General features: G+C 39.6%; 9 protein-coding genes. 5 read left to right on the top strand and 4 right to left on the bottom strand.

Annotation, left to right across the window (positions count from 1 at the left end; translation table 11 throughout):
* The first annotated feature begins 4 nt into the window (after positions 1–4).
* The 5 genes from IR083_RS20020 to IR083_RS20000 all read left to right on the top strand — a co-directional run bounded on the left by IR083_RS20020 (position 5) and on the right by IR083_RS20000 (position 5,402).
* Positions 5–1,303 (top strand): phenylacetate--CoA ligase family protein, encoded by a 1,299-nt coding sequence (locus tag IR083_RS20020; protein WP_194225636.1) that lies wholly within the window; start codon positions 5–7, stop codon positions 1,301–1,303.
* A 65-nt stretch (positions 1,304–1,368) separates the two neighbouring features.
* Positions 1,369–1,953 carry a hypothetical protein gene (locus IR083_RS20015; RefSeq protein WP_194225635.1) on the top strand — a complete coding sequence of 195 codons (585 nt, stop codon included), beginning with the start codon at positions 1,369–1,371 and terminating at the stop codon, positions 1,951–1,953.
* A 187-nt stretch (positions 1,954–2,140) separates the two neighbouring features.
* Positions 2,141–2,635 carry a hypothetical protein gene (locus IR083_RS20010; RefSeq protein ID WP_006801487.1) on the top strand — a complete coding sequence of 165 codons (495 nt, stop codon included), beginning with the start codon at positions 2,141–2,143 and terminating at the stop codon, positions 2,633–2,635.
* A 488-nt stretch (positions 2,636–3,123) separates the two neighbouring features.
* The gene (locus IR083_RS20005) at positions 3,124–4,497 is read left to right on the top strand and encodes an aminopeptidase P family protein (RefSeq protein ID WP_194225634.1); all 1,374 of its coding nucleotides are present in this window, start codon (positions 3,124–3,126) and stop codon (positions 4,495–4,497) included.
* A 2-nt stretch (positions 4,498–4,499) separates the two neighbouring features.
* Positions 4,500–5,402 carry a DMT family transporter gene (locus tag IR083_RS20000; RefSeq protein ID WP_194225633.1) on the top strand — a complete coding sequence of 301 codons (903 nt, stop codon included), beginning with the start codon at positions 4,500–4,502 and terminating at the stop codon, positions 5,400–5,402.
* A gap of 50 nt (positions 5,403–5,452) precedes the next feature.
* Here the strand turns inward: IR083_RS20000 and IR083_RS19995 are convergent, their stop codons facing one another.
* The 4 genes from IR083_RS19995 to ruvA form a co-directional block, all read right to left on the bottom strand.
* Positions 5,453–6,166, bottom strand: coding sequence for a response regulator transcription factor (locus IR083_RS19995; RefSeq protein WP_006801484.1), 714 nt, complete (start codon positions 6,164–6,166; stop codon positions 5,453–5,455).
* Between the two features lie 22 nt (positions 6,167–6,188).
* The gene (locus tag IR083_RS19990) at positions 6,189–7,769 is read right to left on the bottom strand and encodes a sensor histidine kinase (protein ID WP_006801483.1); all 1,581 of its coding nucleotides are present in this window, start codon (positions 7,767–7,769) and stop codon (positions 6,189–6,191) included.
* 158 nt (positions 7,770–7,927) lie between these two features.
* Positions 7,928–15,421 carry a cell surface protein SprA gene (sprA, locus tag IR083_RS19985; RefSeq protein ID WP_242052492.1) on the bottom strand — a complete coding sequence of 2,498 codons (7,494 nt, stop codon included), beginning with the start codon at positions 15,419–15,421 and terminating at the stop codon, positions 7,928–7,930.
* A 74-nt stretch (positions 15,422–15,495) separates the two neighbouring features.
* Positions 15,496–16,077, bottom strand: coding sequence for a Holliday junction branch migration protein RuvA (gene ruvA / locus IR083_RS19980; RefSeq protein WP_194225632.1), 582 nt, complete (start codon positions 16,075–16,077; stop codon positions 15,496–15,498).
* Between the last annotated feature and the right edge of the window lie 256 nt (positions 16,078–16,333).

Genomic DNA, 16,333 nt, shown 5'->3' with positions numbered 1-16,333 from the left:
CGTAATGGAAAAACACCCCGACATACAATTTCAGCCTGCCATCAAGATCAAAGAATATCAGGAAACGAAACTACAGGCTGCTCTGCAATACCTAAAGGAACATTCTGTTTTTTATCAAAGGATGTTCGAAGAACAGAATATTGACATAGACGGGATCAAGACGATTGAAGATCTACGGCAATTGCCTGTCACCACGAAGAATGACCTGCAAAAATACAGTGAAGATTTTATTTGTGTAGAAAAGTCTAGGATCATCGATTATGTAACAACATCGGGAACTTTGGGGAGCCCCATCACATTTGTCCTCACCGATAAAGATCTCGACCGTCTCGCCTATAACGAGTACCTGTCTTTTACCACTGCAGGATTTACCAAAGAGGACATCATGCAATTGATGACAACTATAGACCGCCGTTTCATGGCCGGACTGGCTTATTTCCTCGGAGCGCGTGAACTGGGTATGGGCGTTGCCCGTGTAGGGAACGGGATACCCGAACTTCAATGGGATACAATAGAACGGATACAGCCAACCTGCGGGATAGCAGTACCTTCATTCCTTATAAAACTGATAGATTTTGCCGAAAAAAATAAGATCGATTACAATAACAGTTCCATCAAAAAATGCCTTTGCATAGGGGAATCTTTACGCAAAGAGAACTTCGAACTAAATACTTTAGGCAGACGTATTCAGGAAAAATGGAGTTCCCTGCAATTATATTCCACATATGCTTCTACCGAAATGCAGGCATCATTCACTGAATGCGACTGCTTTTGCGGTGGTCATTTACAGCCGGAGCTGATTATCGTGGAATTTCTGGACGACAACGACAATCCTGTCGGAGAAGGTGAGTCGGGAGAAGTGACCATTACTACATTGGGTGTGGAAGGGATGCCCCTCCTTCGCTTTAAAACAGGGGATGTATGCTACCACTATACCGAACCTTGTAGCTGCGGCAGAAACACCACACGCCTGAGCAGCGTATTGGGACGCAGGGGACAGATGATAAAATATAAGGGTACTACGCTTTATCCGCCTGCCTTATTCGATATACTGGACAATATACCGCATATCAAGAATTATGTAGTTGAAGTATTCACCAACGATCTGGGAACAGATGAAATATTAGTGCGGGTAGGCTGTGATGAAAACAGGAGCGAAGCTTTTATAAAAGAGATCAAAGACCTGTTCAGATCGAAGGTAAGAGTTGCCCCGAATATCAGTTTCGAGTCTCCTGAATATATCGCGCAGATTCAGACTCCGCCTATGAGCCGGAAAGCTATTAAATTTATAGATTTACGGTAATTCTTTTGATAAGAAAAGGCTTTTTCTTACATTTGGTATAAAATCACTAATAAAATTTTATTTATATGAAAAAATTAGTTTTAGTTATTGCCCTACTGGTTAGTGTATGTAGTTTTGCCCAGAAAAAAGAGCTTTTAAAAGACATTGAAGCCATCAATTTTTATGGCGTTGACTTTTCCCATGCGAAGGTATATGGTGCAAAAGAATCCGGTGAACATTTCAAATATGCTTTTCAGGATATCAACAATCTATTCATTACAGAAGCCAAGAAATACGATGTAGCAAAATATTTGAAAAAACGAGTTCTGGGTGTCTATATTGATGGTGTTAAAGCACGTATATCAGACCTCAAAGCCGATGATATTTTTACTACAGATGCCGCATATCAACTGGAGGACAATACAATAAAAGACATTGTAAAATCCCTTTCGGTAAAAGAGAGTGATGGTACCGGAGTTATCATTATAGCCGAAAGATTAAGTAAGGCAAAGAACAGAGGATACTTCGATGTTGTATTTTTTGATATAAAAACCCGGAATATTATCGATAGCTGGAAAGCTGATGGTAAGGCGCAGGGATTCGGCCTTCGCAATTTCTGGGCGCACTCGGTACGTGAAGTTCTAAAATTCAGCGAATCGGCATTGAAATAAGAATCCGGCACCAGAGAACCGTCTATACGCATTTAAACAGAACTTAATTATAACGATTTAAATCTTTCAGGCATTGATCTTGAAAGATTTAAATCGTTTATAGAATAATCTATAAGCTATACCACCGGGGGGAAACGGCAGCCCATCATATAAACAATTAAGAACGGTTTAGAAACAAAGATAAAATATGACAAGAATTAAAAACACCATTTTGGCAGGACTTGCCTTTGGGCTTTTATTTGGAGCTTTTTTTGTATTTCTGTTTGGCGCTGATCACGCTTTAATTACAGCATCTATTGCAGCACTTCTCTTTGGAGCAGGAATGTATTTCTTTGTAACCTCTAAGACAGTTAAACGACAAACACAGATTGAAGATTCTGATGGCAGAGTAATTGTTCATTCCGGAGATGCTAATCACTTTATGAAAGGAGAAGCTGTTGGTGGAAAACTTTACTTACTGACTGACAAACTTCAGTTTCAATCTCATAAATTCAACATTCAAAACCATAGACTCATCATAGAGATAGAACAAATAAAAGAAGTAGGTTTTTATAATACACTGGGACTTGTGCCCAATGGACTTGCAATTATAACGATGGGTGGACAAACAGAAAAATTTGTTGTTAACGGCAGGAGACATTGGAAAGAGGAAATTGAAAAGTTAAAAGGCAGACTTAAATAAAATGAATACCCTCGCTGGCAAACATTTGTAATCTCTGCCAAATATATAGCTACAAAAAGAATTTATCAGAAAGAAATATAAGTTTCATATATTATGCCGATCAGTATTTGAAAACTTTATCTATATTATTAGCCGATAGCCTTTGGCTGTCAGCTGATAGCTCTTTGAAAAAATGAATAAGCCCCCTCAATCCCCCACCTTACAATGAGGGTAAAAAGTGACAGATAGAAAATAGTGGAAAATGTGTCAAGTTTGTCAGGTTTTGTACATAAGCTATTGGTTAAAAGCTATCAACTAATAGCTGACAAATGTGTTACCTTTGTTACCTTTTAACAAGTAATGAGTAATAAGTTGAAGAACTGTATTTCTGCTAACTGTTTACCGATGACTGTAAAAATGAGTAAAGTTTGTCAGCTTTTTATTAACTCATACCTTGTTAACCCGGTGAGAAAATTATAAATTAGTAATCAATATAAAATAATAATATTATGTTTTCAAAAGAAACTTACATCAGCCGCCGCAACCAATTGAAAAAAACAATAGGTTCGGGCATTCTCTTGTTCCTAGGAAACGACGAATCCGGAATGAATTATGAAGATAACACCTACCCTTTCCGTCAGGATTCCACATTCCTTTATTTCTTCGGGCTTCCATATGCCGGACTAGCAGCCGTTATCAATATAGATGAAGATAAGGAGATTATCTTCGGAGATGAGCTTACAATCGACCAGATAGTATGGATGGGCACACAGCCTACATTGAAGGAAAAAAGTGAAAGAATCGGAGTAGCAAATATTCAACCGTATCCGTCATTAGGCAGTTATCTGTCAAAAGCGGCAACTAAAGGACAGAAAGTACATTACCTGCCAACTTACAGGGCGGAACATACACTCAGGCTAATGGACTGGACTGGTCTTAAACCTGCACAACAAGAGGCCTCCCTCCCATTTATTCAGGGTGTGGTAAATCAGCGTATCTATAAATCGGAAGAAGAAATCGCTGAAATAGAAAAGGCCTGTGATATTACAGCCGATATGCACATTACCGCGATAAAGAAAGTCCGTGTAGGAATGAAAGAATATGAGGTGATGGCAGCACTGGAAGAAGTAGCCTATGCAGCCGGAGGAAGGCTCTCCTTCCCTACTATCGCCACAGTAAACGGACAAACATTGCACAATCACTATCACGGAAACACGGTAAAAGAAGGCGATATGTTCCTTATCGACGCCGGTGCGGAAACCGAAATGGGTTATGCAGGCGATATGTCGTCTACCATACCTGCCGGAAAGAAATTCTCGTCCCGCCAGAAAGATGTATATGATATTCAGGTAGCTTCACATATTGCATCGGTAGAAGCATTACAGCCGGGCATTCCATTCAAAGAAGTGTATGAACTTTCGGCAAAGGTTATTTGCGAAGGGATGAAATCACTCGGCCTGATGAAAGGTGATATGAACGAAGCTGTACAAGCCGGCGCTCATGCGATGTTTTTCCAGTGCGGACTGGGACATATGATGGGGCTTGATGTACATGATATGGAAAATCTGGGTGAAGTTTGGGTAGGTTACAACGGAGAGCCCAAAAGTACACAGTTCGGACGAAAATCGTTACGTCTGGGACGGAAACTCGAACCGGGTTTTGTACTCACTATCGAACCGGGCGTCTACTTTATACCCGAACTGATAGACTTATGGAAAGGTGAAAAGAAATTCGAAGAATTTATCAATTACGACAAGCTGGAGGCATACAGGGATTTTGGCGGATTGCGTAACGAAGAAGATTTCCTTATTACAGAAACAGGCTCCCGCAGGTTAGGTAAAAAGATACCACTGACTACCGAAGAAGTAGAAGCATTAAGATAACGATGCAGGATAGCAATAAAGCGCTTATTTATGGTGGCATTGCCGTATTAAGCTGGTCTACAGTAGCTACGATGTTTAAAATGGCACTGAAGTATTTCTCTCATTTTGAGATGCTTTTGGTTGCCAGTTTTACGGCATTGCTCATATTCAGCATAGCAATGACTATACTGAAAAAATGGACTGACCTGAAGACTCTCCCTGCCAGACAGTGGGGATGGTTTGCATTGGTCGGTTTATTGAATCCCGTGGCTTACTATCTGGTCCTTTTTAAATCGTATGCTTTACTGCCTGCGCAAGTGGCACAACCGATAAACTATGCCTGGCCGATTGTATTACTCGTTTTACTGGCTATTATTGCCCGCCAGCCAATACCCAAGATGAAGTATATTGGTATGGCACTATCTCTCGGAGGAGTAGCTCTTATATCGTTAGGTTCGGGTGGTATAAGCGGACAGAGTTTACCTATTACAGGATTACTACTCGCTTTCTTAAGTGCATTTTTATGGGCAAGCTATTGGATAGTAAACAATCAGAATAAAAAAGTGGATGGAATAGTCGCATTGTTCCTCAGCTTCCTGTTTGGGTCGGTATATCTACTGATAGGAGCTTTATTTGCAGGAGTCAGTCTGAATTCTGTACCGGGAGTATTATCGAGTATCTATGTAGGCGCTTTTGAGATGGGAATACCATTTATATTTTTCGGATTGGCTATAAGGAAAACGAATAATCCGGCTCTGGTGAATCAGATGTGCTATCTATCGCCGTTTATTTCCCTTTTCCTGATCCATTTGGTATTAGGGGAGCAAATATACGTGACTACATATCTGGGATTATTCCTGATCGTATTTGGTATCATATTCAATGAATATCTGACAAAGTATTTGCGGAAAAAGGCTATTGACTAAATAAAAAAAGCCGGTTAATACCGGCTTTTTACTCTATATTCGGACTGATATTATTCAGCTCCTTCTTCCTCGTTCACAGGGGCAATCAGTTTATAACCTTTACCGTGGATATTGATGATCTCAATACTTGGGTCCGGTTTCAACAGCTTACGCAATTTTGTGATATATACGTCCATACTGCGGGCATTGAAATAGTTATCATCGACCCAGATTTGTTTCAGGGCATGATTTCTTTCCAATATGTCGTTAGCATGAGCACATAACAGAGCCAATAGTTCTGCTTCCTTAGTTGTTAGTTTGGTACTTTCACCATTGATAGTCAGGATTTGCTTTTGAGTATCAAAGTTCATATTACCGAATTGGTAAACCTGTTGTTCTTTACTTCTCTTTCCTTTTACACGACGGAAAATAGCCTCGATACGAAGAACAAGCTCTTCCATGCTGAACGGTTTTGTAATATAGTCGTCAGCTCCGGCCTTAAAGCCTTCAAGGATATCATCCTTCATATTCTTAGCTGTTAAGAATATGATCGGAATTTCGGTATTGATTGCTCTGATTTCTTTTACCAGAGTGATACCATCTTTTTTAGGCATCATCACATCCAGAATACACAGGTCATACTTTTCTTTTACAAAACCTTTGTATCCAACTTCCCCATCAATGTAAAGGTCAGTGTCATAACCTTTTGCCTGAAGATACTCTCTTAGCAGCATACCAAGATTCTCATCATCTTCACATAAAAATAATTTCAATTTTTCTTCCATAACTTACTTATTTACATACAATTTATTTGAGTTGCTCATTATTCTTCATTATAGGCAGGCAGATTATAAATTTGGTGCCTTTACCTAATTCACTCTCAGCTTTTATAGTTCCTTTGTGATCTTCAACTATTTTCCTCACATATGCCAATCCCAGACCAAAGCCTTTCACATCGTGCCGGTTGCCTGTAGATACGCGATAGAAACGTTCAAATATCTTCTTTACAAATTCTTTCTTTATACCTATACCGTTATCTTCTACTGAGATATATAGTTTATTATTGCTATTCCATGTACGTATCATCAATTCCAGCGGTACATCTTCTCTTCTGTACTTCACTGCATTATCCAACAAGTTAAATAACACATTGGTAAAATGCATTTTATCTGCTTCAATAGCTGATTCCGTGGCTTCCAAATCGATATCCAGATTACCTCCGAATTTTTCGACTTTTATCTGGAAAGTATTAGCTACACTTACAACAACATCATTGGCATCCAGTTCTTTCATTTTCAGTGTTGCTTTTTGCTTCTCGAAAAGAGACATCTGCAAAACTTTTTCTACCTGAAAACTTAACCGTTCGGTTTCATCATTTATCACGCCTGATATATGTTTGAAAACTTCCGGAGACTTCGTGATGGAGCCATCTTTAAGCATTTGTGCTGCTAATGAGATTGTTGACACAGGCGTCTTCAGTTCATGTGTCATATTATTCATGAAATCACTCTTCATTTCCGACAAACGCTTTTGGCGGAATGTGATGTAAATGATTATAATAAATGTTACCAGCAATATAAAGGTAAACAAAATTGACGGATATAGAAATTTTACTTCACTAAACAAGTATTTATCCTTATCCGGGAAATATACCTTCAGGTATGTAACCTTATCCTGCGGATCGTTAGGAAACAACGATTGCAAATAATAGTCCTTCCTGTTTTGCATCGTAAAAAACGGCTGCTGATATATCGGCTTGTCGTTTTTATCCACCACTTCGTACTGGAATGGCAACTCTATCCCATTCCCTTTTATCTCGTTTCTGATAAGAACCTCAAGCGATTTCAAATTCACCCGTTCTGCTATAGGTATATTACTTGCCGTATTTATAATACGGTTCAATACCTCGTTCATTATATCGCTCTCGTAAAGATATTTCTTTTTTTGTTCATCCTGCATACCGAATATCGTTTTCGATATAGCATTCGTCCCACCTTTACTCGGCGACTGGAAAATCTGACTCTTCGGAGTTTGAGTAGTGGTCGACATATTCAACTCCATGTTTATCTCCATATCGGGAGCTGTCATCTTCACTCTTTGCTGATGCGTTACTGTTTCTTCCTGCATCTGATTCTGCAAAGATAATGATCTGTTATAAGCGGCCGCCTGTTTTTTCTGATTCTCGAGAAATGCCTCATTCAGATACTTCTGTGTCTGATCGAGTTCCAAACTACGAGAAACCTGCAAAAGGCTTCTGTTTATAATTTCATTAAACTGATCACTCCTTATCCTTATCGATTCTCTAAGGTAGGTTATTTGTAAGTACAATAGGCCAAAGAACGCAAATGCCATTATTCCGGCGAGTATCCATATTGTTGATTTTTTCATTTTAGCCTCTCTATTCTACCAAGACTTGCTTACTTTAATTAAATAAATTTTATAGGTCTCGATTTTACTATTTAACAATTAACACAAAGATATTGTTTAACATTTGAAAAAATAAACATAAAGGAAATATTTTTTCTATGCAAGCTTATAAATATTTTTTATTGTAGCAAAATAAATTTTAAGCTTATTCCAAAATTACTGTTTGTTGTCGAATATGACGACGATGAAATTAATGGCCTGTTGAGGATACGATCATAGAACGCTCTCAAAGTCAAAGACCTGCTCATTGCATAATCCGCAGATATTTTTAACGTTACAATAGTCGTGCCACTTGTTGCCTGCGTAAAATTTTCCTGAATCTTACGAAGCAAGGCTTCAACTGTTTTATGCGACAGATCTGCTTTTATATTTAAATCGTTATTGAACTGCCCTATTGACTTCTGGCTCAATCCTATCAGGCGGTTAAACTCATTGATACGATATCCGAATCCGACTACAAATTCTTTTTGCAGAGATTCTATGATCTGATAAGATGACATATTTAAGGTTAAAGTACGTGCATTATTATAACGTGTATTGATTGTCATATTATTATTCAGTGTACCCTCGACTCCAAATAGAGGATTAAACACTTCGGATATACCGACCGATGATATATTGTATGGTGAAGACGGCACCGGATTTCCACTGAGGATATCACGTATATATCCAAGTTCGTCATCTGCCTGCACCCAATTTGAGAAAGAATTATAATTACTTACCTGATAGTAACAGGTATATGCGTGATTGAGCCGTAAATTCTTAAATTTCTCTTTTATAAGCGGGATGCTGGTCAGCCCATCATATGCCACTGTCCAGTTAGGCAGTATAGATAACAAGGACGGAAACGCCGTGAGCGCGATATTATTTGCACTACGCCCTGTATAAGCAGATATAAATGCCGGAATAAGCACATCTGCGGAATTAACATCGACCTCGCCTGTGGCAGCCGAATAAGGCTGACCGATAAGGCCCGGAGTATTTTCGCTGATAAAGCCCCCGCCGGGATAAGAAGTATTTCTATATTTAGCCTCAAGTCTGTTTTTTATACGATACCTGTTTACAAGGAATTTTTCAAAAGCTGCCGAATAGTAATCATTTCCGGCATTGCTGCTTTTAAGAGCTGAAGACAAAGCCACAGTAGTCATAGAAAAGTTGCCGCCGAATGTTCTCGAGGTATTCGGAGTACCATCTTCTAAAACAGTATACTGAACTTCAGTCCGTTTATTATTCTCATGTTTGGCATTCAACTCTATCTTGAAGTCCTTAAACGGTTCTATCTGCGCTCTGAACTCGAATGTTTCGGCCGTGTTAAATACCGATGGGGAGACATTCATAACATTGCCTACAAGCCAGTCCCTGTCTATCGACTTTTGTATAAAATCATCACCGCCCTCTAGTCCGAAAGCAAAACCAAGTCCCGGAACCATTCCATAATCGGAACCCTTCTGACCGAATGCATCACCTATGCCCGGTTTGAAACCTGAAATATACGTTTCGTTATGCCTTGAGTAATTAAACCCTAATGTGCGCACCGACATTAGCCCACGCGCTGAATATTCTGCTATATCCTGTAACAGTTTCGACGTTCCGGTTTCTTTATATCTTCCCTCAATACTCAGCTGTATATCAGCAGAGTCTTTATTATTTATCCGGATTGTATTCTCATCTACCTTTTTAAATTTCACGGTATATGGCTTTCCGTCTTTTCTTGCGGTTACCTGTATATTTTTTGTATTGAGTCCATGCGTAATTGTTGCAGTTGTATCTCTTTGTAGCAATACATTCTGTGTAAAGCGACGCCTTTCAGGCTCACGTTTTTCCCGTTCACGCTGGCTAGGAGATTGCGGTCTTCTCTTCGCATCGAAACGGTCATTTACTCTTTTCAAAAATGAAGATTTATTATACAGCGCGGTCATACTGAATCTGTTTGTCAGATCCAGTGTCATTGTATTACTTATGGTATTGCCAATCTCTACACTATCTATATTAGCTCCGCGATCCCACTGATAGCCGCTCGTATAACCGGCATTAGACGTTACCCAATCCATAGCCGGAATATTCTTGAACGGAAGCTGATAGGTAACTTTTACTGTTTGCCTGTATGATAGCGGGTCTCCAAGGCTTTTCAAACTACGCATAACAGCATCTTTCCATGTATCATAGTCGTCCCTGTTCAGTTTTTTATTCACTTGCAGGTATGGTTCTTCTATTTCGGCTCTGGTCCCCGATTGAAAAGAGAATTTCAGGTTACGGGTAAAATCCCAATCGATATTAAAATCCCTGTCCCATAAGAAAGACTGGCTCCATGATAAAAATTCGCTGGATGTTCCCCCGCCAAGCCTGTAGCTTTCTATATCACGCAAGGCTGTTTCGGTATAGTATCGTACAATATTGGAATTAAAGGCGATATGAGACGGAAGATAATTAAAGCCTAATGACCGGGCAAACTTCGCAGCCCCGGACTTACTCTTTGCATTTTTGAATGGTTCCCAAGTCTTCACCATCGGACTATATGCATAATTGAATGTCGCCCGATAATTTTTAGTCACATCATATACCGTAGTTGGATTCTTCGTCTCACTCTGGCTATATGAATAGCCGAAACTAAAGTTTGCCGGATCGTATGGCATGGGAGTCTTACTCTGAATATTGACCTTAACATTATTCACACTGATGCTCTTCGTTGTGGTTTTCTCCTGCGCCAGACTCTTTATTGAATCTTTTTCGGCCTTGGTTTCCACTATGCTCAATGCCTCTTTAAGTGTAACATCCTGATCGAATGGATCGTATTTTGGAGTAGTTGTCTGATTAGAATATGAGTAATATAAAGGCAGGCTTACTTTCGCTTTCTCCGGAAAGAATTTACCTAATTCTATATTAGCAGCGATGCTATATGTATGATAATCGTCGGAACGCCTTTCCATCAGTTTCTGATCTAAGGCTCCAAATCCAACAGTTTCTTTCCGTCCCGATAAATTTATTGTCCCTAAGTCGGATAGAGCAACGTTCAGATTTCCTTGTGCAGCCCATCCGCCTTCCTCATCAAAGTCGGTAAGGCGAAGCTCATTTATCCAGACTTCTCCCGACTTGACCACTGTGCTGTTATTCCTTACCCCAACCATTATCACATTGATCTCGGATAATGAAGGATTACCAATCACACTTACCCTGTTGTTTTGTTTATCGGGGTCATACTCGTAATAGAGTGTTGTATATGAAACTGTAGAACCGGCTTTTCGTTTCTCCCTGTTGCGATGTAATTTTACATCTTTCAGTAATTCTAACGGGAAGTCGAACATATTCTCGTTAGGCCATACTACATTCCTGTCAGTAGAGCCTTCCGGAGTTATTACCAACGGTATCTCGTATTCGTAATAGTTATTTTTATAATCGGAACCCAAGCGGATAAATATCGTGAAATCGCCTCTTACTAATTTCTCCCCATCGATAAGTTCTTCTGCATGGGTAAACATTTGTAAGCGTTTATATCGTCTGAGGTCATAATATGTATTTTTATAAATCGCACGCGCATCCCCAGCACTCAGCTCATGTATACGCATAGACAATGATTGCTCATTCTCCTTTGTCATCTGTGCCTGATCGGGGTCGGTGACACGGCTGAGCCCCGGAGGAAGTACATAACCGACAGGCTTACGGTCCGAATTTTCTTCTATATTTACTGTCGCAATATCGAGAGTACCATTTCCCGATGGCTCATTATTTTTATTTAGGGTCTGTTCGTATGCGCGCCAATCGCCACGAACCAATTGCAATGTACCAAAACGCAAGAATGTGGTCTGATTGAAACCGGTCATAAACATGCGCATAAAGCGGATACTCTTAAAATCCGATATATTCCCTATTTTTTCACCTTGGCGTACAGGTACTTTAAACTGATACCATGTCACTTCTCCAGTCGTACCATTACGAAGCGGAACTTCCACTTTGCGGCTATCGGCTATATAATTTTCGCCGACATTCATTTTTTTAGGATCAAGCTCTATCCTGTACTGAAAATAGGCTTCTGTTTCATTCAATGTATTATCCTGATCTATGTCCTCCACATCAGGTACAGGCCGGGCGGCGGTAGAATAACTCTCTGAAGTCTGCTTGGTATCAGGGGAGTTTCCTTCGGTATTGTTATAATATTTATAACGATCGAGTATACTTACCTCATCCCGGTCATAATCTGCCCCACGGTAAAAATGGTAAGTATCCCCGGCAGGGTCGTTCAGTGGTGAAAACCGGTCAGCCTTTAATTTCTCTCTTGCTGCTGCTGATAGTTTGGCGTCATAATCCTGTAAGTATTTACTATATGTACCAAATATAAATTCTTCCTCTGTGCTCAACCCGTTCAGTCCCACATCCTGCTTCCTGCGGGCATCACTTCCGGCATTATCATCAAAAGCATAAACAGTCGACTGGCGTTTTGGTACTTTACCCCATACCGTAGTTTCCACAGCATCGGGATCATCATTGACAGGAAGTCCGTTTTCAAAGAATTTCTTACCGTCTTTAAGAACATCCTCTGATATTTCACCCAGATTTATATATAAATCGCCTCCCTTTGCCGTCTTGTCATAAACAAACGGGTCCATCAGCCAGAATTCTATATACTCTACATTCGACGCTTCAAAATCACGTACATCCATACGGCGGGTAATCCCTCCCCAACGGGTTTCCGGATCTCTCAGTTTTCCGTCCGAATCTATATTTGTTGCATCCAGATTATAAGGACCTCTCTCATTAGGATAGAAAGACAGATTCAATGCAGGGAGAGTCGCCGATTCATTATAGGGAACATCCTTATTCGGATAAATCTCGTACATATTGATCTCCCGTACAAAGTGGTTGGATAATTGGTCCTGATCATTTTTTATATGATTAGGTGTCAGAGATGAGCCTTTACGGGTAAAAAGATTGTCTATCATAAACCATGATAACATAGCCCGGTTCATTCCATACTCTATCTGGTTACTCAATTTCGCCTCTTCAAATAATACCTTATTATCCTTACCTTTAGCACCAAAAGGAGTAGAAGCCAAAGTCCATGCATAAGGATTTTTTATATCTATCCGCGATTGCGATGATTCGAAATCGTCCAGATAAGAATATCCTCCCGCTTCTTTACTCTGATAATGTCCGGGTATCATCTGAGCAAACTCGGCATTGAACGAAATCTGAGATGGCTGGGTCGCTTCTACAAATGGCAACTTATCTACAAGATTTGTCAGCCACATCGATTCTGTTTTGTAGGATGTGTTCAGCCCCCACAAAGTATTTTTCACAGACTCGTCTCCAATCTGTGTTTTCATCGTCAGCGGCTTCTCATAGTAGTGCATAATAGTACCACCAATATTGAAATTTTTTGAGATATCGTAACTCAGATTAAGTCCCAGCAAAGTTTTTCGTTGCATATTAAAAGTTCTCCCCTCGGAAGAAACTTGTATCGGTGTATTGGAATCCAGCAAATTCTGATTGATAATAGTAACCCTTCCCGCTATATAATCGACTATATAGTCCACACCCTCGACCAAAGTAGCTCCGGCTGCGGTTAATTTCACAGAGCCCTGAGGTATATTGGTGGCATTAAGGTCTATCTCGGCATTACTGGAACCCGATCCTCGATACGAACCTGATATTTTGAATTTATTCTTCTCTGCGATTTGCTGGGCGACAGTCAATGTGGAATCATATAACTCCTGATAGACGTATTTATCGGCAATGGAATTGTTTCCTATCTTCTGTCTCAAATGAGAGCCAAAAGGCTCGACCACAGGGAAGAAAACACGTCCGTTCTGCGACTTAACGGTATATCCTTCAACGAAATCAAAGATACCGTCACCTTTAGCACCTTCTTTATTCGTTACTTCATTGTTGCGGGAATCGAGCCTGTCGAGATTCATTACTTTTAACAGTAATTCATTCTTGATATTACCTTCCGGAATGTAATTTATATAAGTACCTATAGTGTCTGACTGATAAGATATATTCAACATGAAATGGTCTTGCTGAACAGCATTATCACTCACCTTATATACGTTCTTCATCATCATGTCCCAAGTGTAGGAACGAGGAGAAAGAGAGACAGGCTTTACCAGCTTTACAAACAATGCCCCGGATTTCGGATTACCTGAATCATATTTATCCACAATGTCAGTCGCCAGTTCACCCACCTTGTAATCTTTGCCATTGGCTTTGTATGTATAAGCTACTGCCAGCACTTCATCGGCTTGCAAGGCCGAGGTAAGCGATATATAACCCAATTGAGGATTAAAAGTATATTCAGCCTGAGTCAGCAACCGGGCACTCTCTATTTTTTCATAATCGAGGCCGCTTTCTATATATCCGCTAAACAGGCCTGTGATCTGAGATATATCCCTGGCTCCGGGTTTTTCCATTTTAATGGTAGTGTATAGATTATTTGCATCATTATCAGGATTGTCCGGTTTTCCTATGGTTGCAGTCCATTTATTATTCTTGATTTTTGTATGTTCACCTATATCGGCAAATGCAACTATATTACGGGATTGCGTATAATCTCCCCTCTTATTTGTCACCCATACTTCAATATTAGTGATATTGACAGGCGACTGAATAAAAGGCAGTTTAGACATTGCCTTATCATAATTGTCACGAAAATAGTTTGATATAAAGAAATGCCTGTTGGCATCGTATTGGTCGGCTTTGAATTCGTACTCATTGGTTTGGATACCACCCTTCGAACTTGTAGTTTGAGATTCGGACTCTTGTTGCGATACGACCATATTGACACGCAATTTGCCAAACTGTAGTTCGGTATTGATACCGAAAAGTGATGTACCTCCGTTGATGAGTGAGTTGGTCGTTGCCATGCTTACGTTGCCGGCTTCGATACGTTTTATTATCTCATCTTCCTTTCCCTCATATGCCAATTTTAGTTTTTTAGAATCAAAATCGAACAACGCCTTTGTATCATAATTCATATCGAAATTGATCTTATCGCCAACAGATGCCGTTACATTCATCTGTATATCTTCATTAAACTCAAAGGCTGTTTTACTCCTGTTACGTTCCGACAGAGTAGGATTATCCGTACTTGTATGCTTGACACCCATCGTAGCCTCTACATATCCCTGTGTCCTCACCTTTACACCTCCGGGACCAAAGAGTTTTTCGGCCGGCCCGATATCCAACTTTATATCCTTCAATGAAAATTCATCTTTTTCATCCTTATTGTCGTAGGTTTCCACATTCTTTCCCTTAAAATAGTTGAACATAGAACGCTTCAACGTATAGTCCATGTATTCTTTAGGGGTAAGTGAAAAAGGCGTTGATATTTCCTGGTCTCCTACTTTGGTGCGAAAGATGTACAGTTTTGTATTGGGGTCATATTCTACCGACGTCTCAATATTAGACGGAGTTTTGAGATCGGCAGGAGGATTATCTTTAAGATCCTTATATGTAGTTATCTGCGTTTTCTTTACCGGATAACGGGGCACTGTATCCTGTGATTGCAGTTGGTCAGCGTAAGCAAAAAAGGAATCTGTCTTACCGGTGATACCGGAAAACAAACTCACAGAACTTATGAGGAGCGTAGTTACAAATAAATATTTTATATATTTTTTCAACTCTAAAAATAAATAATAGATAATAAGGTCACAAACCTATCTATTGCCTTGCTAAGTTAAAATACACTACATACTTAGAGCATCTTCAACGCTGTCTTTATAATCTGCTCGACTGTGCTATCAGCCTTATCCTTTAATATTTTAGCCACAACTTTTTGAGATGCCTGCTGGGTAAACCCGAGCATAACTAATGCTGCTACCGCTTCTTCCCCTGACGGATGTCCCGATGCAAACATATCAACCTGCTCTATCCCACTTACTTTTATCTTATCCTTCAGATCTACTATCACACGTTGTGCCGTCTTCAGACCAATTCCTTTAACGGTTTTCAACATATCAGAATTACCTGAAGCAATAACGTTCGCGAGTTCCTGTGTACTCATCGAAGACAATATCATACGCCCCGTACTGGCTCCGATACCCGAAACGCTTATTAATAACATAAACAGCTCTCGTTCCTGTTTGTCAAAGAAACCGAATAACTGGTGAGCATCTTCTCTTATAGCTTCGTAAATAAAAAGTTGTGCACTTTTCTTACCTGTCAGGTTTGAATATGTATTCAACGATATACTTATAAAATATCCTACGCCATAGGTTTCAAGGGTGACTGAGGCCGGGGTTAATTCCGTGATTTCACCTTTTATATAGTCAATCATAACTCTATTATATTAAGGTCGCTGACCTATTTATTGTTTTGATAAGTAAAGCTACAATCATCAGTTATGATTAGAAAACATAACATTAAATCATATCTGTTACTTAATTTAATTAATAACGAAAAAACATAAAAAAAAGTATATCCTGCAAGAGAACTTTTTCAAGCCCTTCAGTCCCCGCAATTATCTTATTTAATGGGCAAAGATAAAGTTTTTAGATTAGTTTTTATACCTTTGTCTTAGTCTATTAATTCGA

Origin of the sequence: Dysgonomonas sp. GY75 (assembly GCF_015234155.1) — a bacterium.
Lineage (GTDB): Bacteria > Bacteroidota > Bacteroidia > Bacteroidales > Dysgonomonadaceae > Dysgonomonas > Dysgonomonas gadei.
The sequence above is the reverse complement of the archived record's forward strand: the minus strand, read 5'-3'. Positions and strand labels throughout refer to the sequence as shown.